This is a genomic window from Variovorax sp. LARHSF232, assembly GCF_052871435.1.
The window spans coordinates 45,855-69,665 of record NZ_JBIXJS010000014.1; the positions used below are offsets into that span (position 1 = coordinate 45,855).

Consider the following 23,811-nt stretch of genomic DNA (forward strand, 5'->3'; position numbering starts at 1 on the left):
TATTCGCCTTGGGAGCGGCCCGGCGGCTCATGACAGCACGGGGCCGATGTACTGAACCTTGTTGGGCTGCTTGTCGGGGCTCAGGGCAAAGAAGCCGGGGTGCTTCTTGAACAGCTTTTGCGAGCTGCCGCTCTTGCTCAGCAGCTTGGCGCCACGCAGGCCCTCCACCGCCAGGTTCAGTTCGAGCCGCTGGCCGGCACGAAGCTGCGGCACGACTTCCAGGATGCGCACCACCTCGTCCGGCAAGACCGGCGCAGGCGGCGGAGGCGGCACGGGCGCCACCGCCGCCGCGGCCACCTTGCGGACGCTGCGCTTCTTGGCGGGCGCCTTCTTCGCCGGCGTCACTGTCGCCGCCGCCGCATGGTGCTGCAGATCGGTGAACTGGTCGTAGACGGCCACGGTTTCCTCGCCGGTCTTGCCCTGCTGGCCGATGCCGCAAACGCGGCAGCCCTTTTCGCGCAACCGGATCACCAGCGGCGCAAAGTCGGAATCGGACGACACCAGGTAGACCACTTGCGGACGTTCGGCCACCGCCAGGTCCATGGCGTCCACCGCCAGCGCGATGTCGGTGCTGTTCTTGCCGGCCGCCAGGTTCACCATGGGGCGCACGCCCAGGCGCTTGAACAGGGCCTGCTGCTTGAGTGCCGTCTCGGCATTGCAGTAGGCGCGGCGCACGTGCAACTGGCCATGCTCGGCCAGCACCTTGTGCACCGCCTGCTCGATGACGTCGGCCGAGACGTTGTCGGCGTCGATCAGCAGCATCACGCGGTGGGCGCTGTTCATGCCACCAGCTTCCAGGCCAGTTGCTCGCCGCCGCACAGCGGCTTGAGCGTGGCCTCGCCGTAGGGCACCGTCTCGGGCACGGTCCAGGCCTCGCGCTTCAGTGTGATGGTGCCGCTGTTGCGCGGCAGGCCATAGAAATCGGCGCCGTGGAAACTGGCAAAGCCTTCCAGCTTGTCGAGCGCACCCGAATTGTCGAAAGCCTGGGCGTAAAGCTCCATGGCGCTGAGGGCGGTGTAGCAGCCGGCGCAGCCAAAGGCGTGTTCCTTCAGATGTGCCGGGTGTGGTGCGCTGTCAGTGCCCAGGAAAAAGCGCGGGCTGCCGCTGGTGGCGGCCTCGACCAGCGCCAGGCGATGCGTTTCGCGCTTGAGCACCGGCAGGCAGTAGAAGTGCGGGCGGATGCCGCCGGTGAAGATGGCGTTGCGGTTGTAGAGCAGGTGATGCGCCGTGATGGTCGCGCCGGTGAAGCGATCCGCATCGCGCACGTACTGGGCGCCTTCCTGGGTCGTGAGGTGCTCGAACACCACTTTGAGCTCCGGAAAGTCGCGGCGCAGCGGAATCATCACGCGCTCGATGAACACCGCTTCGCGGTCGAACAGATCCACCGCCGGGTCGGTCACCTCGCCGTGCACCAGCAGCAGGAGGCCGAGCTTCTGCATGGCTTCCAGCGTGGCGTAGGTCTTGCGGATGTCGGTCACGCCGGCATCGCTGTTGGTGGTGGCGCCGGCCGGGTAGAGCTTGAGCGCCTTCACGCCGGCCGCCGCGGCGCGTTCGATTTCCTCGGGTGGCAACTTGTCGGTGAGGTAGAGCGACATCACGGGCTCGAAGGCGGTGCCCGCGGGCACCGCGTCCAGGATGCGCTGGCGGTAGTCGACGGCCTGCTGCGCGGTCGTCACCGGCGGGCGCAGGTTCGGCATGATGAGCGCGCGACCAAACTGGGCGGCACTGTGCGGCACCACGGCCTGCAAGGCGGCCCCGTCGCGCACATGCAGGTGCCAGTCGTCGGGGCGGGTGATGGTGAGGGTGTCGGTCATGGCCGGAATTGTCTCACCGGGGCCATGACCGATTGGGCGCCTAAGGAGCCCGCGGCGCGCCTGGCATGGCAGGCAGGCACAGCCCGGCCAGCGCGCCCATCAGCGACAGGCCGGCGCCCACCGACAAGGCGGCCGAGAAGCCGGCCGCGAACGCAGCGCCGCCGAGGTAGCGAAACACGTTGAACAGGCCCGAGACCTTGCCCATTTCAGGTGGCGCCACGGCGCTGAGCACGGCGTTCTGCGCTTCCGGCGTCAACGAGCGTCCATGGAGTTCCTGATGCGCGCCTCCTCTTCGGCGCGGTATTCGCCGATCCGGCTACGCTGCGCCTCGTCGAATGCGCGCCGGAGCGCAGCGGCGTCGAGATCCTTGCAATAGGCCGGTGTCCCGGTCTGCTGCCGCCAGGAGTTGTCCAAGTCACCCGCGTCGACCGGATCGAAGCCGAGATCGTCGACGAGGCGCAGCGCCATGGCCCTGGCGCTTGGTGAATCGCCGGCGACCGGCAAGGCGACGCGCCCTTTGGCTCCCTTCGGAGCGCCCTTTTCCAGAAGGCTGGCCGCGAAGATGTTGTTGAAGGCCTTGACGACCGGACGGCCGATCTGCCGGGCGACCCACTGGCTGTCGAGCATCCCGCGGTCGATGGCGTCGATGCGGCCATCGCGAAGCTCCGGGTGGTAGTTGCCGAGATCGACCACGACGGGCGCGTTGTCTGAAAACAGCCCCGGTGGCAGGTCGGCGACAGCCTTGGTCGGGATCGCCAGGAAGACGATCTCACTGGCGCGGACGGCGTCGACCACGGATGCGGGCGTCGCGCCGGCTTCGGCAGCCAATGCATCGAGGCCTGGCCCGGGGCCACTCGAGTTTGCGATCGAGACGTGATGGCCGAGTTTTTGGGCGAGGCTGCGCGCCAGTGTCCGGCCCATGCTGCCGGCTCCGAGGACTGCGATGTTCATTGGGACTCTCTTTCTGCGTTGGGCGAAGGAGAGACTACCCATCTGGCCGCGGACCTGGGAGTAACAGCTGCGTCGCGAATCTACCTTGGCGCTGCCGCCTGATCGTGAAAGGTCTCGACCTCAGGTGGGCGTGGCGTTCTCGCCTTCGGCGAAGGCGACCTGCGCGATCCAGTTGCGCTTGCGCCGGGCCAGGCGCGCCTGTTCGTATTCCCCGTCGAAAGACGCCGATGCGGGCTTGAGCAACGAGCGATCGATACCCTCGAACGCATTGACGCTGACCACAGCGTACAGGTGCCCGTCGATCTGACTGGTGACGACGGGGACGATGCCGCACCTGGAACAGATGTGGAACTGGGCGGTCTTGGTTCCGAAGGCGTACTTGGTGACCAGCTCCGGCTCCGAGACTGTCACGTTGAGGGTGCCGGTTGGACACGAGGTCCACACGCCGCCGTGCTTGACGCAGAACGAACACGTGCAGGCGCGCGCGGGGATCTCTACCGGCTCGGGTTCCCACAAGAGTTCGAAGCGGATGTTTCCGCAATGACAGCTTCCGGAGATCAGCATTTGGATGTCTCTTCGAAGGATCGGCGGCGACCACGACTACGCATTCTTGCCCTTGGCCGGCTGGCCCGACAGACGCCGCCTTGCAATACTGAACCACTTGGTTAAATATGTAGGGCGCTCCAACGTCATCACCACAACCACGAGGAAATGACGCAATGAAAAGTATCCAGCAACTCACAGGGGACCGGTCATGAAATACCAAGGAAGCTGCCACTGCGGCCGGGTGAAGTTCGAAGTCGAGGGCGACCTCACCTCAGCAATGTCCTGCAATTGCTCCATCTGCCAACGCAAGGGTTCGCTGCTGTGGTTCGTGCCGCGCGGCGCCATGCGCTTGCTGACGCCCGAAGAAGACACCAGCGCCTACCTGTTCAACAAGCACCAGATCACCCACCGCTTCTGTCCCGTCTGCGGCATCCATCCTTACGGCGAAGGCACGGCCCCGTCGGGCGAAGCGATGGCAGCCGTCAACATCCGCTGCATCGAGGGCATCGATTTGCAGGGCATTCCTGTCACGCACTACGACGGCCGGTCGATCTGAGCCAAGCAACCGCCCACTCCTAGTAAAGACCCGAGGCCGCCAACTGGTTACCTGTCATTACCATCTGGCGTGCCTGCAAAGGCTCGGTGCGTTGCCTCGGCCGTACCCGAAATCCATGGCGCAAACCGCGCCATGGCTTCCATCGTTTCTCCCTGCGCTCCTATGTCCCAACCTGATCCCGGTGCACTGCTGGACAACGCGAGTCCGGTGCCCGCCGCCCTGCCCGTCGCCGACGAATCCACCCGCGTCCCCCTCGCCATCGAAGACTGGGCCACGGTGCTGATCATGGGCCTGCTGGCCTGCATCACCTTCGCCAACGTGCTGGTGCGTTACTTCACCGACAGTTCCTTCGCCTGGACCGAAGAGTTCTCGGTCTTTCTCATGATCCTGCTGGCCATGGTGGCGGGCTCGGCCGCGGTGGCGCGCGACCGCCACATCCGCATCGAGTACTTCGCCGAAAGCGGCTCCATGGCCCGGCGCAAGTGGCTGGCACGTTTCGGTTCACTGATGGTGGCGCTGCTCTTCCTCTTGATCGGGGGCTTGAGCCTGCGCATCGTGTGGGACGACTACCGCTTCGAAGAAACCTCGCCCGGCATCGGCGTGCCGCAGTGGTGGTATTCGATCTGGCTGCCGATCTGCTCGCTCGGCATCGCGCTGCGGGCGCTGGGCCTGTTCATCCGGCGCGGACGCCAAGCCGAATGATCCCCACGCTCCTGTTCGTCGCCTTCCTGGCGATGATGCTGGTCGGCGTGCCGATCGGCGCCGCGCTCGGCCTGGCCGGCGCCGCCTGCATTGCGCTGGCCAACATGGACACCCAGTGGTTCGGCCTCTTGGCCGTGCCGCAGAACTTCTACGCGGGCCTGGGCAAATACCCGCTTCTGGCCATCCCGATGTTCGTGCTGGTCGGCTCCATCTTCGACCGCTCCGGCGTGGCGCTGCGGCTGGTGAACTTCGCCATTGCCATCGTCGGCCGTGGCTCCGGCATGCTGCCGCTGGTGGCGATCCTGGTCGCCATGTTCCTGGGCGGCATCTCCGGCTCGGGCCCGGCCAACGCCGCGGCCGTCGGGGCGGTGATGATCGCCGCCATGTCGCGCGCCGGTTATCCCGATGCGTATTCGGCCAGCGTGGTCGGCGCGGCCGCCGCCACCGACATCCTGATTCCGCCTTCCGTCGCCTTCATCGTCTATTCGGTGCTGGTGCCCGGCGCCTCGGTGCCGGCCCTTTTTGCCGCCGGCATGGTGCCCGGCGTGCTGGCCGGGGTGGCGCTGATCGTGCCGGCCGTCTGGTTGGCACGCAAACACAAGATGGGCGCTCTGGAAGCCAGCCTGCCGCGACCGCCCTTCTGGAAGAGCCTGCGCGAAGCCGTGTGGGGCCTGGCAGCGCCGGTGCTGATCCTGGGCGGCATGCGCGCCGGCTGGTTCACCCCGACCGAGGCCGCGGTGGTGGCGGTGTTCTACGGCCTGTTCGTCGGCATGGTGATCCACCGCACGATCCGCGTCAAAGACCTCTTCGTCATCCTGCGCGAATCGGGCGAGCTGTCGGCGGTGATCCTGCTGGTGGTGTCGCTGGCCGGCATCTTTGCCTACTCGCTCTCGACATTGGGCGTGATCGACCCGGTGACCACGGCCATCGTCAATTCGGGCCTGGGCGAATACGGCGTGCTGTCGCTCTTGATCGTGCTGCTCATCACGGTGGGCATGTTCCTGGACGGCGTGTCGATCTTCCTGATCTTCGTGCCGCTCCTGTGGCCCATCGTGCAGCACTACAAGTGGGACCCGGTGTGGTTCGGCGTGATCCTCACGCTGAAGGTGGCGCTGGGCCAGTTCACGCCGCCGCTGGCGGTCAACCTGATGGTGTCCTGCCGCATTGCCGGCGTGCGCATGGAAGAGACGGTGCGCTGGGTCGGCTGGATGCTCTTTGCCATGTTCCTCGTGATGGTGGCGGTGATCGCGTGGCCGCCATTGGCCTTGTGGCTGCCGGCCAAGCTCGGTTATTGATTCCAATTTTTCCAACAGGAGACAGACCCATGAAACTTCGTCGCTCACTGCTCGCCCTTTGCACCGCCGCCGCCGCGGCGGCCGCCTTGACCGCCCTGCCCTTCGCCGCCAGCGCGCAGGCCAACTACAAGCCCGAATACAAGATGTCGCTGGTGGTGGGCACCGCCTTCCCCTGGGGCAAGGGCGGCGAGATCTGGGCCAACCTGGTGAAGGAACGCACCCAGGGGCGCATCAACATCAAGCTGTACCCCGGCGTGTCGCTGATCCAGGGCGACCAGACGCGCGAGTTCAGCGCGCTGCGCCAGGGCGTGATCGACATGGCGATCGGCTCCACCATCAACTGGTCGCCGCAGGTCAAGCAGCTCAACCTGTTCTCCATGCCCTTCCTGATGCCCGACTACGCCGCCATCGACGCGCTGACGCAGGGCGAGGTGGGCAAGGACATCTTCAAGACGCTCGAGAAAGCCGGCGTGGTGCCGCTGGCCTGGGGCGAGAACGGCTACCGCGAAATCACCAACTCCAAGCGACCCATCAGGACGCCGGATGACCTGAAGGGCCTGAAGATCCGCGTGGTGGGCTCGCCCTTGTTCGCCGACACCTTCACCGCCCTGGGCGCCAACCCCACGCAGATGAGCTGGGCCGACGCGCAGCCGGCCTTCGCCAGCGGCGCGGTGGACGGCCAGGAGAACCCGATGTCGATCTTCACCGCCGCCAAGCTGCAGAACGTGGGCCAGAAGAACGTGACCATGTGGGGCTACGTGGCCGACCCGCTGGTCTTCGTGGTGAACAAGGAAGTGTGGGAATCGTGGACCCCGGCCGATCAAGCCATCGTGCGCCAGGCCGCCATCGATGCCGGCAAGCAGGAGATCGTCATTGCCCGCAAGGGCCTGGTCGAACCCGGCCAGCCGCTGCTCAAGGACATCGAGGCGCTGGGCGTGAACGTGGTCAAGCTCAGCCCGGAGCAGCGCGAGGCCTTCGTGAAGGCCACGCGCCCGGTCTACAACAAGTGGAAGCCGACGGTCGGCGCCGACCTGGTGGCCAAGGCCGAAAAGGCCATCGCCGCGCGAGCGAAGTAGCAAGCCGCTTCGCGGATCGCCTTTTTGATCAGCGCCGAACTGTTCTGAATCGCCGCCGGCTCCAACCCCGCGCGGGGCCTGCCCGCGGTCTTTGGGGCCGGTGCGTGGCCTGCAGGTTGGCCGTGGCCGCCATCAAGACGGACAGCAGGGTCGTGAACGCGAGGCTTCCGGCGACCTGAGGCAGGCGCTCTTTCTTGGCGCGTTACATGGAACTTTTTGTAAGCGTTGCAAGTGAAGTCAGTGGCCGACAACTTTGCGATAGGCAGCGCGTGTGTCCGGCGAGACCGAGTCCAGCACCAAGGCGTACGAGATCTTGTGCCGCGCCATCAGGCGCGCGGAGGCGACCGCCTTCGACCGGCAGTACCAATGGCAAGTGTGCTGCATCAGGAACAGTTCAGCCGACATGGTGAAGGCCTTGTCCCTGGCCGACAGTGCACGGCCGTTCGCCGCCACTGCGGCGATTCCCAATGCATGGATCTGGAAGACCTTGCGCACGTCGAAGCACGTCCTGGGGGAGAGCCTGTCCGCATAGGGAACGGCCAATGGGAGCTTGCTCACTTGCGCCTGACCTTCGGCAACCTCGGAGAAGTCGGCTGCAAATCGCTTGAATTGATCGGCCAGTGTCGCCTCGGTCGCGTCCAGCATGCGCCAGATCTGCTCGCGCCGCGTCGCGTCGCCCTCGTCGAGGCAGCGCAGATACCCATCCGTGAGTTGCGCCATCAGCTTCTCGACCTGATAGGGGTGGAAGCGGTTCCCCAACAGGGCAACGCGGCGACGTTGCAGGTTGGCGTTGAGCATGTAGGCGCCAAAAGCGATCAGGGCGATCGGGACAAGAAATTCCATTGAGATGTTGTGAAGGAGCGGGAGGCGAGCGATGGTAAAGAAAAAGGCTCCCGAAGGAGCCTTTCTGGATGATGCTTAAGAGCGATCAGTATCCGCCGCGGCCACCGCCGCCGCTGCGATTGCCGCCGCCGTAGCCGCCACCGCCGCCGCCGTAGCCGCCACCACCGCCACCGCCGCCGTAGCCGCCACCACCGCTGCGGCCACCGCCGTAGCCGCCGCCTGCAGGACGGGGCTCCATCGGCCGGGCTTCATTGACGGTCAGGGCGCGACCGCCCAGCGAATGGCCGTTCAGGCCTTCGATGGCTGCCAGCGCTTCCGCATCGGTGCCCATTTCGACGAAGCCAAAGCCTTTGGAGCGGTCGGTATCACGCTCCATCATGACCTTGGCGCTGGCGACTGAGCCGTACTGGCTGAAAGCCTGCTCAAGATCGTTGTCGCGCACGGAGTAGGCGAGGTTGCCCACGTAAAGTTTCTTGCCCATTGAGGAACTCCTATTCAAACCAAAAAAAACGAAGCGGTGGAGTTCAGAGTCACAACAAACAAAAAATGCGCTGTGGCGCGAAGCCGATCACCGGATCACCGAACCTGGCCGTGAATGGCCAGGAACGACCCGTATTGTCCTCCAACATGAAAGACTTGGGGAAGACACGCCCAAATGACGCTGTTTCAGGCACTCCAGCCGCCGCCCAGCGCGCGCACCAGGGCCACCGTGGCCTGGTACTGCAGCGCCTTCACCAGGAGCGCCTGGCGCCGGTTGCGCAGCTCGCTGCGGCGGGCATCCAGCAGGTCGAGCTGGCTGATCGCGCCGTTGCGATAACGCACGTCGGACAGCGATGAGGCACGCCGTGCCGAAGACACCGCCAGATCCTGCACCGCCGATTGCTCGGACAAGAGGCGCAGGGCCGACAGCTGGTCTTCCACTTCCTTGAAGGCCACCAGCACCTGCTGGCGGTAGCCGGCCATCTGTTCGTCGAACTGCGCGTTGGCGCCCTGCACGCCGGCCTCGCGCCGGCCGCCGTCGATCAGCGGCAGCGACAAGAGCGCACCCACGCCCCAGGAACGGGCCGACCACTTGAGCAGGTCGCTCAGGTCCGGCGAGGCATAGCCGCCGGAGGCGGTGAGCGAGATGCTGGGGAACCAGGCAGTCTGCGCCACGCCCACGCGCTCCTGCGCCGCCTGCACGCCCATCTGCGCCGCCAGCACGTCGGGGCGGCGCGCCAGCATGGTCGAAGGCAGGCCGGCGGGGATCGCCGGCAGCGCGGTCGTCCAGTCCTGCGCCGCCAGGCTGAAGTTGGAAGCCACCTCGCCCAGCACCACGGCCAGCGCATGCTCGACCTGGGTGCGCTGGCGCTCCACCGCCAGCGCTTCCGCTTCGGTGGCGGCCAGTTCGGTGCGCACGCGCGCCAGGTCCAGCTCGCCGACGTCGCCGGCGCGGTAGCGCCGCTCGGTGATGTCCAGCGTGTTGCGGTAGGCCGCCACCGTGTCGCGCATGATCTCGCGCTCGGCGTCCAGCGCGCGCACCGCCAGGTAGAGTTGGGCCACGTCCGACTGCACCACCAGGCGCGCGCTTTGCAGCAAGGCCGCGCGCGCATCCGCATCCAGCGAGGCCGCCTTGCTGACGCCGGAGAGCCGGCCCCACAGGTCCAGCTCGTAGGAGGCTCCGAGGCCGGCGGTGAAGATGTTGGAGGGCTTTTGCCCCTGCGCCCGGTCGAAGCCGGCGCCGCGGTTGGCCGAGGCCCCCAGCCCCACCTGCGGCGAGCGGTCGGCATCGACCTCGCGCGCCAGTGCACGGGCCTGCGCCAGGCGAGCCACCGCCTGCTGCACGTCGGTGTTGTTGTTGGCGGCGCGTTCGATCAGGCCGTCGAGCACCGGGTCGTTGAAGGCAGCCCACCAGCGGGCATCGGCTTGTACCGGCGCCTGCGCCGGCGTTGCGGCGGCGGCCTGCGCGGCGGGCTTCTGCTCCTTGAACTGCGCCGGCGTGTCCAGCTTCAGCTCGATCGGCGGCGGCGTCGCGCAGCCGGCCAGTACCAGGGCTGCCACCAGCGGCAGCCAGGTCCAGGAGATTTTCTTGTTCATGATCTGCACTCCTCGTTGTCGTGTCTTATTCGTTCATGCCGCGCGGCGCGGCCGGCTGCGGCTGGACACCGCCACCCGAGCCGTGCGCACCCGCCTGGTCGGCGGCTACGCCGAAGTCCTGCGCGTCGTGCACTTCCTGGCCATGCAGCTTGAGCGGCCGGTTGCCCGTCAGCTTGCGCAGCAGCACATAGAACACCGGCGTGAGGAAGATGCCGAAAGCCGTCACGCCGATCATTCCGGCGAACACCGCCACGCCCATCGCACTGCGCATCTCGGAGCCGGCGCCGGTGGCCAGCACCAGGGGCAGCACGCCCATGACGAAGGCCATCGAGGTCATCAGGATCGGGCGCAGGCGCAGCCGGCTGGCTTCGATCGCAGCCTGCACCGGCGTGCGGCCGGCAAACTCCAGCTCGCGGGCGAACTCCACGATCAGGATGGCGTTCTTCGCCGACAGCCCCACCAGCACAATGAGCCCGATCTGGGTGAACACGTTGTTGTCGCCCCCCGAGAGCCAGACGCCGGTCATGGCGGCCAGGAGGCCCATGGGCACGATCAGGATGATCGCGATCGGCAGGGTCAGACTCTCGTACTGCGCCGCCAGCACCAGGAACACCAGCAGGATGGCCAGCGGAAACACGATCACCGCGGAATTGCCGGCCAGGATCTCCTGGTAGGTCAGCTCGGTCCATTCGTAGCTCACGCCCTTGGGCAGCGTCTCGGCGGCGATGCGCTCGACCGCATCGCGCGCCTGGCCGGACGAGAAGCCCGGGGCCGGGCCGCCGTTGATGTCGGCCGACAGGTAGCCGTTGTAGCGCATGGCGCGTTCCGGCCCGAAGCTGGAATCGACCTTCATCAGCGCCGACAGCGGCACCATCTCGCCCGAGTTGGAGCGCACCTTCAGCAAGCCCACGTCTTCGGCCCGCGCACGGTAGGGCGCATCGGCCTGCACCCGCACGCTGTAGGTGCGGCCGAACTTGTTGAAGTCGTTCGCGTAGAGGCTGCCCAGGTAGATCTGCATGGTGTCGAAGATCTCCGTCACCGGCACGCCGAGCTGGCGCGCCTTGGTGCGGTCGATGTCGGCATACAGCTGCGGCACGTTGACCTGCCAGCTGGTGAACATGCCGGCCAGTTCGGGCGTCTGGTAGGCCTTGGCCATGAAGGCCTTCACCGCCGCGTCCATCGCCTCGTAGCCGACCGAGCCGCGGTCTTCCAGCTGCATCTTGAAGCCGCCCGTGGTGCCCAGGCCGGCCACCGGGGGCGGCGGGAACATCACGATGAAGGCGTCCTGGATGCCGGCGAACTCCTGGTTCAACTGCATCGCCACCGCACCGCCGCTCTGGTCGGCGCGCGTGCGCTGATCGAAAGGCTTGAGCGTGGCAAAGGCGATTCCCGAGTTGGAGCTGTTGGTGAAGCCGTTGATCGACAGGCCGGGGAAGGAGACCGCGTCCTCGATGTTCGGGTTCTTCTTCATGATCTCGCCCATGCGCTGGATCACGTCTTCGGTGCGGTCCAGCGTGGCGCCGTCGGGCAGCTGGGCAAAGCCGATCAGGTATTGCTTGTCCTGCGCCGGCACGAAGCCGTCCGGCACCGCCTTGAACAGGCCGAAGGTGACGCCCACCAGCGCCAGGTAGATCGCCATCATCAAGGTCTTGCGCGAGATCACGCTGCGCACGCCGCCGCTGTAGGCCTCGGCGCCGCGGTGGAAGACCTTGTTGAAGCCGCGGAACAGCCAGCCGAAGGCGCGGTCCATGCCGCGCGAGAGCGCGTCCTTGGGTTCGTCGTGGCCCTTGAGCAGCAGCGCGGCCAGGGCCGGCGACAAGGTCAGCGAGTTGATGGCCGAGATCACCGTGGAAATGGCGATGGTCACCGCGAACTGCCGGTAGAACTGCCCGGTCAGGCCGGTGATGAAGGCCAGCGGCAGGAACACCGCCACCAGCACCAGCGCGATGGCGACGATCGGGCCCGACACCTCGCGCATGGCGCGGTAGGTGGCCTCGCGTGGCGTCAAGCCCGAGGCGATGTTGCGCTCGACGTTCTCCACCACCACGATGGCGTCGTCCACCACGATGCCGATCGCCAGCACCAGGCCGAAGAGCGACAGCGCGTTGATCGAGAAGCCCAGCAGGTAGAGCACGGCAAAGGTGCCCACCACCGACACCGGCACGGCCAGGAGCGGAATGATGGAAGCGCGCCAGGTCTGCAGGAACAGGATCACCACCAGCACCACCAGCAGGATGGCTTCCAGGAGGGTGTGCAGCACCGACTGGATGGAGGCGCGCACGAACTGCGTGGGGTCGTAGGCGATGCGGTATTCCACGCCCTCGGGCATGTTCTTGGCCAGCTCGTCCATCGTCTTGCGCACGTTGGCCGAGATGTCCAGTGCATTGGAGGCCGGTGCCTGGAACACGCCCATGCCCACGGCCTGGTCGTTGTTGAGCAGCGAGCGCAGCGAATAGTCGGCCGCGCCCAGCTCCAGGCGGGCGATGTCGCGCAGCCGGGTGACGGCACCGTCGGCGCCGGTCTTGACGATGATGTCGCCGAACTCCTCTTCGCTGGTCAGGCGGCCCTGGGCGTTGATGGACAACTGCATGTCCACGCCCGGCAGGCCGGGCGAAGCGCCGACCACGCCGGCGGCTGCCTGGATGTTCTGGCCGCGGATGGCCGTGACCACGTCGCTGGCCGAGAGGCCGCGCTGCGCCACCTTCTGGGGATCGAGCCAGACGCGCATGGAATAGTCGCCGCCGCCGAAGATCTGCACCTGGCCCACGCCCTTGATGCGCGCCAGCTGGTCCTTGACGTTGAGCACCGCGTAGTTGCGCAGGTAGGTGATGTCGTAGCGGTCGTTGGGCGAGACCAGGTGCACCACCATGGTCAGGTCGGGCGCGCTCTTCACCGTGGTGATGCCCAGGCGGCGCACCTCTTCCGGCAGGCGCGGCTCGGCCTGCGAGACGCGGTTTTGCACCAGCTGCTGGGCCTTGTCCGGGTCGGTGCCGAGCTGGAAGGTCACCGTGAGCGTCATCACGCCGTCGGTGGTGGCCTGGCTGCCCATGTAGAGCATGCCTTCCACCCCGTTGATCGACTCTTCCAGCGGCGCCGCCACCGTCTCGGCGATCACCTTCGGATTGGCGCCCGGGTACTGGGCGCGCACCACCACCGAGGGCGGCGCGACTTCAGGGTATTCGGAGATCGGCAGCCCGCGCAGCGCGATCAGGCCCGACAGGAATATCAGCACAGACAGCACGCCGGCGAAGATCGGCCGGTCGATGAAGAATTTCGACAGATTCATTCTGATTTCCTTCGCGCAAAGCGAATCGAAGAAGGAGGCGCGCTCGCGCGCCTTATCCCCTTAGTTTTTGGCGACCTTGGGCGCGGCGGCAGCAGCAGCGGCTGCCTGCGCGCCATCCATCGGCACGTCCTTGGGCGCCACCGCGGCGCCGGGGCGCACGTGCTGCAGGCCATTGACCACCACGCGCTCGCCGGCCTGCAGGCCCGAGGCCACCACGCGCAGCCCCTTGGCCGGACCACCCAGCGTGACTTCGCGGTACTCGGTCTTGTTGTCGCCGTTCACCACCATCACGAACTTCTTGTTCTGGTCGGTGCCGATGGCGCGCTCGCTGACCAGCATCACCTTGCTGCTCTTGGCCTGGCCCATGCGGATGCGGGCGAACTGGCCGGGGATCAGCGAGCCGTCCTTGTTGTCAAAGGAAGCGCGCACGCGCACCGTGCCGCTCCTGGCGTCGACCTGGTTGTCGATCAGTTGCAGCTTGCCTTCGAAGGGCGTGCCGTTGCTGGCCACTGTGCCCATCTGCACCGGGATCTGGTCGAGCTGGCTGCGCGAGCCGTTGCCGGGCAGTTCCTTCAGCGCCTTGCCGATGATCTGCTCGTCCACGTCGAAGCTGGCGTAGATCGGGCTCACCGAAACCAGCGTGGTCAGCACCGGTGCACCGGCGCCGGCCGCCACCAGGTTGCCCACCGTGACCTCCAGCTTGCCGATGCGGCCGGCCACCGGCGCCCGCACCTGGGTGTAGCCCAGGTTCAGGCGCGCGCTCTGCAGCGCGGCCTGGGCGGCGCGCAGGTTGGCCTCTGCTTCACGCTTGGCGTTGCTGCGCTCGTCCAGCTCGCGCTGGGCGATGGCCTGCTCGTCCCACAGGCGGCTGGCACGCACGTGCTCGCTCGATGTGTACGACAGGCGGGCCTGGGCGGCAGCCACCTGCGCGGCGGCGCGGTCCACCTCGGCGGCATAGGGCGCCGGGTCGAGCGTCACCAGCAGCTCGCCCTGCTTGACCAGCGCGCCTTCCTGGAAGTGCGCGGCCTGCACGGCGCCGGGAACGCGCGGACGCACGTCGACGCGTTGCACCGCTTCCAGCCGGCCGGAGAACTCGTCCCAGGCGGTGATATCGGTGGCTTCGACCGTGGCGACCGACACCGGCACGGCGGGCGGCGCAGCAGGCGGGGCGCTGGCTTCGGCGCGCTGGCTGTTCAGGCCGAACACGGCCGAGGCGAGGGCCAGGGCGGCCGTCAATGCCGTCAGCGTGGGCCACAGGCCCTTGCGTGCGGCAGAGCGAATTTGTTGCTTTGTCATGGCGTTTCTCTTCCTTTTGGGTCCATTCGGGATGCAACGAGCCAGCCGGCGCGTTTGGCGCCGGAAGGCGGGGTGTTCTTCTTGATGCGTGAGTTGCCGGTCCTGCCGGCTGTCGGTGTCTCCGCCGACGGGGACTTAGCTGGCCGGTGGCGGCGCCGCGCTGAAGAACGCGCGGATGTGCTGCTTCACCGTCAGTTCACAAGGACATTCGCCGCTTGCGCCCTGTCCTTCGGCCAGGCCGCCGGTATCCGGCAGCACGATGCTGGTGACCGCATTGCCCGCCTCGCGCAGCCGTGCTGCGTAGGACAGGCCTTCATCGCGCATCGCGTCGTCCGACCCGACCAGCACCAGGGTGGGTGCCAGCTGGCCGAGGCGCAGCGACGAGCCGGGCACGGCGTAGGGATGCAGCGCATCCTTGGGGCGGCCCAGGTATTTGGCCCAGCCCGTCGCCCACTTGCACATGCCGTCGTCGCTCGTGGCCTTGCGCAGCGAGGCGGTGCCGGCGCAGGGGTCGAGCATGGGCGAAAGCAGCACCTGCCCGGCCAGCGGCGGATGGCCGCGGTCGCGGGCGATCAATGCCACGGCGGCCGCCAGGTTGCCGCCGGCCTCTTCGCCGGCCAGGTAGATGCGGGCCCCCTTGCCGGCCAGCTTGACGCGCTGCTTGAACAGCCACTCCAGCACGTCGAAGCCGACTTCGATGGCGCCCGGGAAGGGGTTCTGCGGCGCCAGCGGATATTCGAGCGACACCACCACGGCCCCGCCGCCGGCCAGCATGCGCGCCACCAGGCGGCCGTCGTCCAGGCCGCCGCAGACAAAGGTGCCGCCATGAAAGTGCAGCACCAGCGGCCCGCCGCCCGCCACCCGCTCGCCGTAGATGCGCGCCTGCACCGGCTCGCGCTTGGGCAGCTCGATGCGGATGTCCTGCTCGACAACGCCCGCCGCAGCCTGGTCTGGCGCGTTCTGGGCGGCGGCGGTGGAGGGACGGGGCAACATGGGCAAACCTGTGAAGGGATATAGGGAAAGTGCGATGGTGTGAATATTAGGACGCTTCGTTGTGTAGAAAACACCCAATGCACATATCACTCTGTTTCCGCGATAGGAACAATCAGAGCCCTTTGCGCATGTGAGAATCCCGCTCCCCTGGGGGAAACCCCAAAGACACAGGGCTTGAGGAGATCAAGAAGAAATGGACCCCATCCTCGCCATGCGCGCCTTCGTGCGCGTTGTCGAATCCGGCAATTTCACCCGCGCGGCCGAATCGCTGGCCTTGCCCAAGGGCACGGTGACCAAGCAGATCCAGTCGCTGGAAGAGCGCGTGCAGTCCAAGCTGCTCAACCGTACCACCCGGCGCGTGACTGTCACGCCGGACGGCGCCGCCTATTACGAGCGCGCGGCCCGCCTGCTGAACGACTTCGACGACCTGGAGTCGAGCATGACCAATGCCCAGGCCAGCCCGCAGGGGCGGCTGCGCATCGACGTCGGCACCTCCACGGCGCAGCTCCTGATCATTCCCAACCTGCAGTCCTTTTGCGACAAGTACCCCGACATCCAGGTCGACCTGGGCGTGACCGACCGGCCGGTGGACCTGCTGGGCGAGAACGTGGACTGCGTGATCCGCGCCGGCCAGCTGACGGACCAGTCGCTGGTGGCGCGGCGCATCGCCATGCTGCCCTTCATCACCGTGGCGTCGCCCGCCTACATCAAGCGCTACGGCACGCCTGCCCACCCGAGCGAGCTGGAGCGGCGCCACCACGTGGTGGGCTATTTCTCGCAGCGCTCGCGCCGCAACTTTCCGCACGAGTTCAGGAAGGGCGACGAGTACTACGAGCTCACCCTGCCCTACCGCGTCTCGGTGAACGAGGCCAATGCGCACTTCGCCTCGGTGCTGGCGGGCTTCGGCATCTCGCAATGCGTGACCTTCCAGGCCGAGCCCTACCTGGCAAGCGGCGAGCTGGTGCATGTGCTGGCCGACTGGAGCGTGGAGCCGCTGCCGATGTACGTGGTGTACCCGCCCAACCGCCACCTCAGCCCCAAGGTGCGCGCCTTTGTCGATTGGGCGGCCGAGCTGTTTGCGAACCACCCGCAGCTGGGCGGCAGCCTGGGCGTTGGCCTGGCTGCCTAGGGCCTGTTAACACTATGCAAGGGGATCGCGTTGCCCCGGCATGGGGCTGGATGCAAGGCGCCCGCGCGCAGCAAGGCTGATGCCTTGCAAGCGCGGGCAACGCCGCAGACGGCCCCATGCCGGGGCAACCCGGAGGGAAGCTCAGCGCAGCCCGCCCCTCGGCGTTGCGCTCCTTGTGCGTGCGCATGCACGCACGGCGTCCCGCGCCTTGATGGGCGGGCTGCGCTGAGCTTCGCGACCCCTTGCATAGTGTTAACAGGCCCTAATCGCTTCCCGATCGATCACGCGGCCGTGATCACCACCTCCAGGTACTCGCCGGGCACCACCAGCGAGTCGCTCCCGGCGGTGTTGAACTCTTCCAGAAGCGCAGTGATGTCGCGCTCGAGCCGGGCCTGGTCTTCGGTGTCCAACGCGGCAAAAGCCTTGTGCGTGGGACCGTACCAGTCGCGGAACACCTGCAGCCAGTGGGCGGCATTGCGGTAGCGGAAGTTGAAGATCCGGCGCTCGATCTGCATCGCCGCCGAGCGCGGCCCGAACAATTCGACCAGGTGCGATTCGGTGCCCCACAAGGCCGGCGACTGCAGCCCTGCCGGTGGCGGCACATGGGCACCGATCACCTTGAACAGGCGGCCGATGAAGCCGGCGGGCGTCCAGTTCGCCATGCCCAGCCGGCCACCGGGGCGCAGCACGCGCATCATCTCGCCGGCCACGCGCGAATGCTCGGGCGTGAACATGCAGCCGAAGGTGGAAAGCACCACGTCGAAGCTGGCGTCGGGGAAGGGCAACGCTTCCGCATCCGCCACCTGGAAGTGCACGTCCAGCCCCTCGGCCTGGGCCCGGCCGCGGCCCTTGTCCAGCAGGGCCGGCACGTAGTCGGTCGAGGTCACGTCGGCAAAGCGGCGCGCCGCTGCCAGGGTGGCGTTGCCGTTGCCGGCCGCGACGTCGAGCACCTTCTCGCCGGCACGTACGTCCGCCGCCTCGGCCAGCAGTTCGCCGACCAATTGCAAGGTGGTGCCGACGACGGCGAAGTCCCCGCTGGCCCAGGTGGCCTGCTGGCGAGTCTTGATCGCGGCGAAGTCGGGGCTGGCGGCCGGGGCGGCCGAGGCGGCGGTCTGCATGGCATGGCTCCTTGGGTTGGGTGGCCGCCATTGTTCGAAGACGCCGCCGTTGACGCTTCACCGCAAGTCGGGCAGATTTGATCGCCCCTCCGCCCTTACCTCCTCCTTTCTGATGAGCGCCCCGTCCGACCCTCTGTCCGACGTGCTTCGCAGCGTGCGGCTGCGCGGCGCGGTGTTCTTCTACGTGAGCTGCGGGCCGGAGTGGGTTTCGGTGGCGCCGCCGTCGGGCCAGATGGGGCCGGTGGTGATGCCGGGCGCCGAGCATGTCATCGCCTACCACCTGATGGTCAAGGGCAATGGCTGGATCGGCCTGGACGGCGAGCCGCCGCTGCGCTTCACGGCCGGCGACGTGGTGCTGATGCCGCATGGCGACGGGCACGTCATCTCCAGCGCCCCCGGCCTCAAGCCCAAGGCCGGAGACGACGCCTGGGTCTTTCACAGGCGCAACGATGCAAAGCCGATCCCGGTGACCTATCACCACGGCGTGGTGCAGCCGGGCGCCGAGTTGCCGGCCGAGGACGCAACGGCGGTGCTGCTGTGCGGCTTCATCGGCTGCGACGTGAAGCCCTTCAACCCCTTGATCGCCGCCCTGCCGCGCCTGTTGCACCTGCCGGCCGGCGGCGTCGGCGCCTGGGTGGTGCCGGCACTGCAGCAGGCGGTGGCCGAATCGCGCGAACAGCGTTCGGGCAGCAGCGCCATCCTGGAGCGGCTGAGCGAAATGATGTTCGTGGACGCGGCGCGGCGCTTCCTGGCCTCGCTCGACGACAACGCATCGGGCTGGCTCGCGGCGCTGCGCGACCGGCATGTCGGGCGCGCACTGGCGCTGATGCACGAGCGGCCCTCGGTGCCGTGGACGGTGGACGAACTGGGGCAGCAGGTCGGCCTGTCGCGCTCGGCCCTGCATGAGCGCTTTGTCGCCCTGACCGGCCAGCCGCCCATGCAGTACCTGGCCGACTGGCGCATCCAGCGCGGCGCGCGACTGCTGCGCGATACGGATGCGCCGGTGCTGTCGGTGGCGCTGGACGTGGGCTACGACTCGGAGGCTGCCTTCTCGCGCGCCTTCAAGCGCCTGGTCGGCGTGCCGCCAGCGGCCTGGCGGCGTGCGCAGCGCAGCAGCCAGGCGCCTGAGCCGCCGCCAACCCGATGAAGAAAAAAGCCCCGCATCGCGGGGCTTTGGGGGCATATGTACGGCCGCTTCTTCTTGCTCAGTGCGACAGGATCTTGTTGAGGAAATCCTTGGTGCGCGGCTGGCGGTTTTCCGGATGGGCGAAGAACTCCTCCTTCGAGCAGTCTTCCAGGATGCGGCCACCCACGTCGATGAAGATCACGCGGCTGGCCACCTTGCGGGCAAAACCCATTTCGTGCGTGACCACCATCATGGTCATGCCTTCCTTGGCCAGCGCCACCATCACGTCGAGCACTTCGCCCACCATTTCGGGATCGAGCGCCGAGGTGGGTTCGTCGAACAGCATCACGATCGGGTCCATCGACAGGGCGCGGGCAATCGCCACGCGCTGCTGCTGGCCGCCCGACAACTGACCGGGGAACTTGTCCTTGTGCGCCATCAGGCCCACCCGGTCGAGCATCTTCAGGCCACGCACCTTGGCTTCGTCCTGGCTGCGGCCCAGCACCTTGATCTGCGCGATGGTGAGGTTCTCGGTCACCGACAGGTGCGGGAACAGTTCGAAGTGCTGGAACACCATGCCGACCTTGGAGCGCAGTTGCGGCAGGTTGGTCTTGGGATCATGCAGCGCGATGCCGTTGACGGTGATCTCGCCCTTCTGGAAAGGCTCCAGCGCGTTCACCGTCTTGATGAGGGTGGACTTGCCCGAGCCCGAGGGGCCGCACACCACCACCACGTCGCCCTTGGCGATGCTCACCGAACACTCGTTGAGCACCTGCACCGGGCCATACCACTTGGATACGCTCTTGATTTCGATCATTTTGTCGGCCATTTGATTTGTTCCTCCAGGGTGACTCAGCGGATGATTGCGATTTTCTTGTGCAGGCGCTTGACCACCCAGGACAGCGCGTAGCAGATGATGAAGTAGACCACCGCGGCGAGCAGGTACGACTCGACCGGCCGGCCGAAGTTCTTGCCCGCGGTCTCGAAGCCCTTGAGCAGGTCGTAGGCGCCGATGGCGTAGACCAGCGAGGTGTCCTGGAACAGGATGATGGTCTGCGTCAGCAGCACCGGCAGCATGTTGCGAAAGGCCTGCGGCAGGATCACCAGCTTCATCTGCTGGCCGTAGCTCATGCCCACCGCCTGCGCGGCATGCACCTGCCCGCGCGGGATCGACTGGATGCCCGCGCGCATGATCTCGCTGAAGTAGGCCGCCTCGAAGGCGATGAAGGTGATGACGGCCGAGTACTCGGCGCCGATCGGCCGGCCGATGACGAAGGGCACCAGCAGGAAAAAGCCCAGGATCACCATCACCAGCGGAACGCTGCGCATGCCGTTGACATAAAAGGCGGCCGGCATGTCCAGCCACTTCTTGCCCGACAGGCGCATCAGCGCCAGCAAGGTGCCGAAGACGACGCCACCCAGCGTTGCCACCGAGGTCAGGAACACGCTGAAGTAGAAGCCCTTCAGGATGAAGCTGGTGATGACGTCCCAGTTGTAGAAGCCGAAGTCGAGATTCGTCATGTCAGTGTCCTCCCGCGCCGCCAGCGGCCACGAAGCCGGGCACCCGCGACCTCTTCTCGATGTAGGCCATGATGCGGTTGATCACGAGCGCCGAGAACACGTAGAGCAGCACCACGCCGATATAGATTTCCATGTTGCGCGCCGTTTCCTCGCCGGCCTGCAGGTAGAACTGGGTCAGCTCGGCGATCGACACCGCGAAAGCCACCGACGAGTTCTTGAAGATGTTCATCGATTCGCTGGTGAGCGGCGGCAGGATGATCCGGTAGGCCATCGGCAGGATGACGTAGCGGTAGTACTGCACCGTGGTGAAGCCCACTGCCATGCCGGCATAGCGCTGGCCCTTGGGCAGCGCCTGGATGCCAGAGCGCACCTGCTCGGCGATACGCGCCGAGGTGAAAAGCCCCAGCGCGATCACCACCAGCACGAAGGGCGGGAAGTCGCGCATCACGGGGAACAGGGCCGGCACCACGTGGTACCAGAGAAAGATTTGAACCAGCAGCGGGATGTTGCGGAACAGCTCCACCCAGACATTGCCCAGGCGCACCAGCCACGGGCTGTCGGGCAGCGTGCGGATGATGCCGATGAGCGAGCCGACGATCAGCGCCAGCGCCAGCGCGCACAGCGAAACCGATACCGTCCAGCCCCAGGCGGACATCATCCAGTTGAGATAGGTGTAGGCGCCGCCGCTGCCGAAGCAGCCGGGCACCAGTTCCCCATCAATCGTGTCTTTGCAGAAAACTTGCCAGTCCCATGCCATGGGGAACTCCTCGCCGTTATTGTTTCTTCATCAATAAACAAACGCCCGCCTCGAGGGGCGGGCGTTTGTCATTCACGCATGCCGATCACTTCTTGGCGTAGTCTTCCATCGGCTTGTTGTTCGGCGTGGCCCAGGCGGCCTTGGTGGCGTCCGACAACGGCAGGTTCAGCGCGGTGTTGGTCGGCGGGATCGGCTGCATGAACCACTTGTCATACAGCTTGGCCAGCGAGCCGTCCTTGATCTGGCGCACGATCGAGGCGTCGACCGCCTTCTTGAATTCCTCGTCGCCCTTGCGCACCATGCAGGCGATCGGCTCGACCGACAGCTCGGGGCCGACAATGGCGAAGTCCTTCGGATTCTTGGACTTGGCGACGTTGGCGGCCAGGATCGAGCCGTCCATCACGAAGGCGTCGGCACGGCCGGACTCGAGCAGCAGGAAGCTGTCGGCGTGGTCCTTGCCCATGACTTCCTTGAAGTCGATGCCCTGGGCGCGCTCGTTCTTGCGCAGGTGCTGCACGGAAGTGGTGCCGGTGGTGACGGCCACGGTCTTGCCGTTCAGGTCCTTCAGGTCCTTGATGCCCGAGTTGGCCTTGACGGCGATGCGCACCACTTCCACGTAGGTGGTGTAGGCGAAGTCGACGTCCTTCTGGCGGGTGGCGTTGTTGGTGGTGGACCCGCACTCCAGGTCGACGGTGCCGTTCTGCACCAGGGGGATGCGGTTTTGCGAGGTGACCGGCACATAGTTGACGGTGAGCTTCTTGCCCGCGCCCTTGCCCAGGTCGTCGATGATGCGCTCGGCCATTTCGGTGTGGAAACCGGCGTACTTGCCGTTGCCCAGCGTGAACGAAAGCGCGGACGAATCCCGCACGCCGAGGCTGATGGCGCCGCTGGACTTGATCTTGGCCAGCGTGTCGTTCGCCTGCGCGAAGGCGCTGCCCATGGCAAGCGCGGCAACGGCCAGCGCGACTACTTGTTTCTTCATGCGGATCACTCCTCAGTTAACGGATGGATACGAAAAGCCGAATTCTAGACAACGGCGTTGTGGGGCGTACAGGGGCCAACCCGGTGCACCCCGCGCACTGCCTTCGAAATCGTCTCGCCGGCTGCGCGCTGCCTTGGTGCAAAGCCGCGGCGCGCGGCTCGCTTGTAACCGAATCTAAGCAGTCTTTGTGCCCGAAGGCATGGCGGCCGGATGGACCGGGGCCACCAGGCGCACCGGCTGCGTCAATTTCTCGGGCACCAGGAGCGCCTCCATTTCGGCGCGCGTCATGATGCCCAGCGATTCGGCCACCTCGTCGATGGCCCCGCCGCTGGCCAGCGCGGTCTTGGCGATCAGGGCCGCCTTTTCGTAGCCGATCAGCGGGTTGAGCGCCGTGACCAGGGTGACCGATTCGCGCACCCGCTTGGCCAGGAATTCGCGATTGGCCTCGATGCCTTCCACGCAATTCTTCTGCAGGGTGTGGCAGGCACGGCTCAAGTGCTGGATGCTCTTGAACAGGCTCCAGCCCATGATCGGCTCGAAGGCATTGAGCTGCAGCTGGCCGGCCTCGGAGGCCATGGTCACCGTCACGTCGTTGCCGATCACCTCGAAGGCCACCTGGTTCATCACTTCCGGGATCACCGGGTTGACCTTGCCCGGCATGATGGACGAGCCGGCCTGGCGCGCCGGCAGGCGGATTTCGCCGAAGCCGGCCTGCGGTCCACTGGACAAGAGGCGCAGGTCGTTGCAGGTCTTGCTGAGCTTGGTCGCCACGCGTTTGAGTACGCCCGACAGCTGCACGAAGGCGCCGGTGTCCTGCGTGGCCTCGATCAGGTTGGCCGCCTGCTTGAGCGGCACGCCGGTCTGCTCGGCCAGGTACTGGCAAGCCAGGTTGGCGTAGCCATGCGGCGCGTTGATGCCGGTGCCGATGGCGGTGGCGCCGAGGTTGATTTCCTCGATGAGGGCACGCGCCTCGGCCAGGCGCAACTCGTCTTCGCCGATCATCACGGCGTAGGTCAGGAACTCCTGGCCCAGGGTCATCGGCACCGCGTCCTGCAGCTGGGTGCGGCCGATCTTGAGGATGTCGCGAAACTCCAGCGCCTTGGCTTCGAAGCTGCCGCGCAGCTGAGCCATGGCTTCGATCAGGCGGCCGATGGCAAACCACAGGGCCAGCCGCACCGCCGTCGGGTAGACGTCGTTGGTGCTCTGCGAGGCGTTCACGTGGTCGTTGGGATGCAGCAGCTCGTAGCTGGCCTTGGGGTGGCCCATCTTCTCGAGCGCCAGGTTGCAGATCACCTCGTTGGCATTCATGTTGGTCGAGGTGCCGGCGCCGCCCTGGATCACGTCGACCACGAATTCGTCCTGCAGCTTGCCGTCGATGATGTCGTCGCAGGCGGCCATGATGGCGTCTGCCCGCTCGCGGCTGATGGCGCCCAGGTCGGCGTTGGCGCGGGTCGCCGCCTTCTTCACATGGGCCAGGGCGCGCACCAGGTCCGGCATGGCGGAGATGCGGGTGCCCGAGATGGGGAAGTTCTCGACCGCACGCGCGGTGTGCACGCCCCAGTAGGCGGCGGAGGGGATCTTCCGCTCGCCAAGAAAATCGTGTTCGATCCTGAATCGGGATTCCATGATGGGCGCGCCCTCCGGCTGATGGATAAAAAAATGCACGCCATGCGGCGTGCACCAAATAAAAGGCAAAAGTTGCGTGACAGCGAAACTGTCGCGACTGTATGCCTGCCGCCCAATC

The 23,811-nt window shown here is 66.5% G+C and carries 23 protein-coding genes; 6 read left to right on the forward strand and 17 right to left on the reverse strand.

Annotated features, from left to right (window positions below; translation table 11 throughout):
- Positions 1 to 27 precede the first annotated feature (27 nt).
- From ACIPRI_RS24780 to ACIPRI_RS24800, 5 genes are all read right to left on the reverse strand, one after another.
- Complete coding sequence (locus tag ACIPRI_RS24780) at positions 28 to 783, reverse strand: NYN domain-containing protein (RefSeq protein WP_446624166.1); 756 nt, start codon at positions 781 to 783, stop codon at positions 28 to 30.
- Complete coding sequence (gene pyrC / locus ACIPRI_RS24785) at positions 780 to 1,814, reverse strand: dihydroorotase (RefSeq protein WP_446624167.1); 1,035 nt, start codon at positions 1,812 to 1,814, stop codon at positions 780 to 782. Before pyrC ends, ACIPRI_RS24780 begins: the two co-directional genes overlap by 4 nt.
- 40 nt (positions 1,815 to 1,854) lie before the next feature.
- Positions 1,855 to 2,070 carry a hypothetical protein gene (locus ACIPRI_RS24790; RefSeq protein WP_446624168.1) on the reverse strand — a complete coding sequence of 72 codons (216 nt, stop codon included), beginning with the start codon at positions 2,068 to 2,070 and terminating at the stop codon, positions 1,855 to 1,857.
- On the reverse strand, positions 2,067 to 2,765 hold the full coding sequence (locus tag ACIPRI_RS24795; RefSeq protein ID WP_446624169.1) for an NADPH-dependent F420 reductase: 699 nt from the start codon (positions 2,763 to 2,765) through the stop codon (positions 2,067 to 2,069). The genes ACIPRI_RS24790 and ACIPRI_RS24795 overlap by 4 nt, the downstream gene beginning before the upstream one ends.
- Before the next feature lie 120 nt (positions 2,766 to 2,885).
- Complete coding sequence (locus ACIPRI_RS24800; protein ID WP_446624170.1) at positions 2,886 to 3,329, reverse strand: GFA family protein; 444 nt, start codon at positions 3,327 to 3,329, stop codon at positions 2,886 to 2,888.
- A gap of 190 nt (positions 3,330 to 3,519) precedes the next feature.
- On the opposite strand from ACIPRI_RS24800, the gene ACIPRI_RS24805 reads away from it, so the two are divergent.
- The 4 genes from ACIPRI_RS24805 (at position 3,520) to ACIPRI_RS24820 (ending at position 6,940) form a co-directional block, all read left to right on the forward strand.
- The gene (locus ACIPRI_RS24805; RefSeq protein WP_446624171.1) at positions 3,520 to 3,867 is read left to right on the forward strand and encodes a GFA family protein; all 348 of its coding nucleotides are present in this window, start codon (positions 3,520 to 3,522) and stop codon (positions 3,865 to 3,867) included.
- 162 nt (positions 3,868 to 4,029) lie between these two features.
- Entirely contained in the window at positions 4,030 to 4,569 is a 540-nt protein-coding gene (locus tag ACIPRI_RS24810) for a TRAP transporter small permease (RefSeq protein WP_446624172.1), read from the forward strand.
- The gene (locus ACIPRI_RS24815; protein ID WP_446624173.1) at positions 4,566 to 5,864 is read left to right on the forward strand and encodes a TRAP transporter large permease; all 1,299 of its coding nucleotides are present in this window, start codon (positions 4,566 to 4,568) and stop codon (positions 5,862 to 5,864) included. The genes ACIPRI_RS24810 and ACIPRI_RS24815 overlap by 4 nt, the downstream gene beginning before the upstream one ends.
- Before the next feature lie 29 nt (positions 5,865 to 5,893).
- Positions 5,894 to 6,940: a DctP family TRAP transporter solute-binding subunit gene (locus ACIPRI_RS24820; protein WP_446624174.1), complete on the forward strand. Its 1,047-nt coding sequence runs from the start codon at positions 5,894 to 5,896 to the stop codon at positions 6,938 to 6,940.
- A 237-nt stretch (positions 6,941 to 7,177) separates the two neighbouring features.
- Here the strand turns inward: ACIPRI_RS24820 and ACIPRI_RS24825 are convergent, their stop codons facing one another.
- The 6 genes from ACIPRI_RS24825 to ACIPRI_RS24850 form a co-directional block, all read right to left on the reverse strand.
- Positions 7,178 to 7,738 (reverse strand): hypothetical protein, encoded by a 561-nt coding sequence (locus ACIPRI_RS24825; RefSeq protein WP_446624175.1) that lies wholly within the window; start codon positions 7,736 to 7,738, stop codon positions 7,178 to 7,180.
- 130 nt (positions 7,739 to 7,868) lie between these two features.
- Positions 7,869 to 8,264 carry an RNA recognition motif domain-containing protein gene (locus tag ACIPRI_RS24830; RefSeq protein WP_446624176.1) on the reverse strand — a complete coding sequence of 132 codons (396 nt, stop codon included), beginning with the start codon at positions 8,262 to 8,264 and terminating at the stop codon, positions 7,869 to 7,871.
- 185 nt (positions 8,265 to 8,449) lie between these two features.
- Positions 8,450 to 9,859 (reverse strand): efflux transporter outer membrane subunit, encoded by a 1,410-nt coding sequence (locus ACIPRI_RS24835; RefSeq protein WP_446624177.1) that lies wholly within the window; start codon positions 9,857 to 9,859, stop codon positions 8,450 to 8,452.
- Between the two features lie 25 nt (positions 9,860 to 9,884).
- Complete coding sequence (locus ACIPRI_RS24840) at positions 9,885 to 13,145, reverse strand: efflux RND transporter permease subunit (RefSeq protein WP_446624178.1); 3,261 nt, start codon at positions 13,143 to 13,145, stop codon at positions 9,885 to 9,887.
- A 60-nt stretch (positions 13,146 to 13,205) separates the two neighbouring features.
- Positions 13,206 to 14,441: an efflux RND transporter periplasmic adaptor subunit gene (locus ACIPRI_RS24845; protein WP_446624179.1), complete on the reverse strand. Its 1,236-nt coding sequence runs from the start codon at positions 14,439 to 14,441 to the stop codon at positions 13,206 to 13,208.
- 135 nt (positions 14,442 to 14,576) lie between these two features.
- Positions 14,577 to 15,434: an alpha/beta hydrolase gene (locus ACIPRI_RS24850; RefSeq protein WP_446624180.1), complete on the reverse strand. Its 858-nt coding sequence runs from the start codon at positions 15,432 to 15,434 to the stop codon at positions 14,577 to 14,579.
- A 193-nt stretch (positions 15,435 to 15,627) separates the two neighbouring features.
- Between ACIPRI_RS24850 and ACIPRI_RS24855 the strand changes: the two genes are divergently transcribed.
- Positions 15,628 to 16,563, forward strand: a complete 936-nt coding sequence (locus ACIPRI_RS24855; RefSeq protein WP_446624181.1) for a LysR family transcriptional regulator — start codon at positions 15,628 to 15,630, stop codon at positions 16,561 to 16,563.
- Between the two features lie 281 nt (positions 16,564 to 16,844).
- Here the strand turns inward: ACIPRI_RS24855 and ACIPRI_RS24860 are convergent, their stop codons facing one another.
- Positions 16,845 to 17,681 carry a class I SAM-dependent methyltransferase gene (locus ACIPRI_RS24860; RefSeq protein WP_446624182.1) on the reverse strand — a complete coding sequence of 279 codons (837 nt, stop codon included), beginning with the start codon at positions 17,679 to 17,681 and terminating at the stop codon, positions 16,845 to 16,847.
- A 112-nt stretch (positions 17,682 to 17,793) separates the two neighbouring features.
- Between ACIPRI_RS24860 and ACIPRI_RS24865 the strand changes: the two genes are divergently transcribed.
- Entirely contained in the window at positions 17,794 to 18,828 is a 1,035-nt protein-coding gene (locus tag ACIPRI_RS24865) for an AraC family transcriptional regulator (RefSeq protein WP_446624183.1), read from the forward strand.
- A 58-nt stretch (positions 18,829 to 18,886) separates the two neighbouring features.
- Here the strand turns inward: ACIPRI_RS24865 and ACIPRI_RS24870 are convergent, their stop codons facing one another.
- From ACIPRI_RS24870 to ACIPRI_RS24890, 5 genes are all read right to left on the reverse strand, one after another.
- The gene (locus ACIPRI_RS24870; RefSeq protein ID WP_446624242.1) at positions 18,887 to 19,624 is read right to left on the reverse strand and encodes an amino acid ABC transporter ATP-binding protein; all 738 of its coding nucleotides are present in this window, start codon (positions 19,622 to 19,624) and stop codon (positions 18,887 to 18,889) included.
- A gap of 35 nt (positions 19,625 to 19,659) precedes the next feature.
- Positions 19,660 to 20,328, reverse strand: coding sequence for an amino acid ABC transporter permease (locus tag ACIPRI_RS24875; protein ID WP_446624184.1), 669 nt, complete (start codon positions 20,326 to 20,328; stop codon positions 19,660 to 19,662).
- A gap of 1 nt (position 20,329) precedes the next feature.
- Positions 20,330 to 21,085 (reverse strand): amino acid ABC transporter permease, encoded by a 756-nt coding sequence (locus ACIPRI_RS24880; RefSeq protein WP_446624185.1) that lies wholly within the window; start codon positions 21,083 to 21,085, stop codon positions 20,330 to 20,332.
- Between the two features lie 85 nt (positions 21,086 to 21,170).
- Complete coding sequence (locus ACIPRI_RS24885) at positions 21,171 to 22,067, reverse strand: amino acid ABC transporter substrate-binding protein (RefSeq protein ID WP_446624186.1); 897 nt, start codon at positions 22,065 to 22,067, stop codon at positions 21,171 to 21,173.
- A gap of 174 nt (positions 22,068 to 22,241) precedes the next feature.
- Positions 22,242 to 23,693 carry an aspartate ammonia-lyase gene (locus ACIPRI_RS24890; protein ID WP_446624187.1) on the reverse strand — a complete coding sequence of 484 codons (1,452 nt, stop codon included), beginning with the start codon at positions 23,691 to 23,693 and terminating at the stop codon, positions 22,242 to 22,244.
- Positions 23,694 to 23,811: the final 118 nt, after the last annotated feature.

What these genes read in the sequence shown, in the direction of transcription:
- ACIPRI_RS24845 (WP_446624179.1), bottom strand. Translation starts at nt 14,441, where the DNA reads ATGACAAAGCAACAAATTCGCTCTGCCGCACGCAAGGGCCTGTGGCCC.
- ACIPRI_RS24855 (WP_446624181.1), top strand. Translation starts at nt 15,628, where the DNA reads ATGGACCCCATCCTCGCCATGCGCGCCTTCGTGCGCGTTGTCGAATCC.
- ACIPRI_RS24820 (WP_446624174.1), top strand. Translation starts at nt 5,894, where the DNA reads ATGAAACTTCGTCGCTCACTGCTCGCCCTTTGCACCGCCGCCGCCGCG.
- pyrC (WP_446624167.1), bottom strand. Translation starts at nt 1,814, where the DNA reads ATGACCGACACCCTCACCATCACCCGCCCCGACGACTGGCACCTGCAT.
- ACIPRI_RS24800 (WP_446624170.1), bottom strand. Translation starts at nt 3,329, where the DNA reads ATGCTGATCTCCGGAAGCTGTCATTGCGGAAACATCCGCTTCGAACTC.
- ACIPRI_RS24875 (WP_446624184.1), bottom strand. Translation starts at nt 20,328, where the DNA reads ATGACGAATCTCGACTTCGGCTTCTACAACTGGGACGTCATCACCAGC.
- ACIPRI_RS24880 (WP_446624185.1), bottom strand. Translation starts at nt 21,085, where the DNA reads ATGGCATGGGACTGGCAAGTTTTCTGCAAAGACACGATTGATGGGGAA.
- ACIPRI_RS24850 (WP_446624180.1), bottom strand. Translation starts at nt 15,434, where the DNA reads ATGTTGCCCCGTCCCTCCACCGCCGCCGCCCAGAACGCGCCAGACCAG.
- ACIPRI_RS24825 (WP_446624175.1), bottom strand. Translation starts at nt 7,738, where the DNA reads ATGCTCAACGCCAACCTGCAACGTCGCCGCGTTGCCCTGTTGGGGAAC.
- ACIPRI_RS24860 (WP_446624182.1), bottom strand. Translation starts at nt 17,681, where the DNA reads ATGCAGACCGCCGCCTCGGCCGCCCCGGCCGCCAGCCCCGACTTCGCC.
- ACIPRI_RS24865 (WP_446624183.1), top strand. Translation starts at nt 17,794, where the DNA reads ATGAGCGCCCCGTCCGACCCTCTGTCCGACGTGCTTCGCAGCGTGCGG.
- ACIPRI_RS24885 (WP_446624186.1), bottom strand. Translation starts at nt 22,067, where the DNA reads ATGAAGAAACAAGTAGTCGCGCTGGCCGTTGCCGCGCTTGCCATGGGC.
- ACIPRI_RS24835 (WP_446624177.1), bottom strand. Translation starts at nt 9,859, where the DNA reads ATGAACAAGAAAATCTCCTGGACCTGGCTGCCGCTGGTGGCAGCCCTG.
- ACIPRI_RS24780 (WP_446624166.1), bottom strand. Translation starts at nt 783, where the DNA reads ATGAACAGCGCCCACCGCGTGATGCTGCTGATCGACGCCGACAACGTC.
- ACIPRI_RS24795 (WP_446624169.1), bottom strand. Translation starts at nt 2,765, where the DNA reads ATGAACATCGCAGTCCTCGGAGCCGGCAGCATGGGCCGGACACTGGCG.
- ACIPRI_RS24840 (WP_446624178.1), bottom strand. Translation starts at nt 13,145, where the DNA reads ATGAATCTGTCGAAATTCTTCATCGACCGGCCGATCTTCGCCGGCGTG.
- ACIPRI_RS24805 (WP_446624171.1), top strand. Translation starts at nt 3,520, where the DNA reads ATGAAATACCAAGGAAGCTGCCACTGCGGCCGGGTGAAGTTCGAAGTC.
- ACIPRI_RS24870 (WP_446624242.1), bottom strand. Translation starts at nt 19,624, where the DNA reads ATGATCGAAATCAAGAGCGTATCCAAGTGGTATGGCCCGGTGCAGGTG.
- ACIPRI_RS24890 (WP_446624187.1), bottom strand. Translation starts at nt 23,693, where the DNA reads ATGGAATCCCGATTCAGGATCGAACACGATTTTCTTGGCGAGCGGAAG.
- ACIPRI_RS24830 (WP_446624176.1), bottom strand. Translation starts at nt 8,264, where the DNA reads ATGGGCAAGAAACTTTACGTGGGCAACCTCGCCTACTCCGTGCGCGAC.
- ACIPRI_RS24810 (WP_446624172.1), top strand. Translation starts at nt 4,030, where the DNA reads ATGTCCCAACCTGATCCCGGTGCACTGCTGGACAACGCGAGTCCGGTG.
- ACIPRI_RS24815 (WP_446624173.1), top strand. Translation starts at nt 4,566, where the DNA reads ATGATCCCCACGCTCCTGTTCGTCGCCTTCCTGGCGATGATGCTGGTC.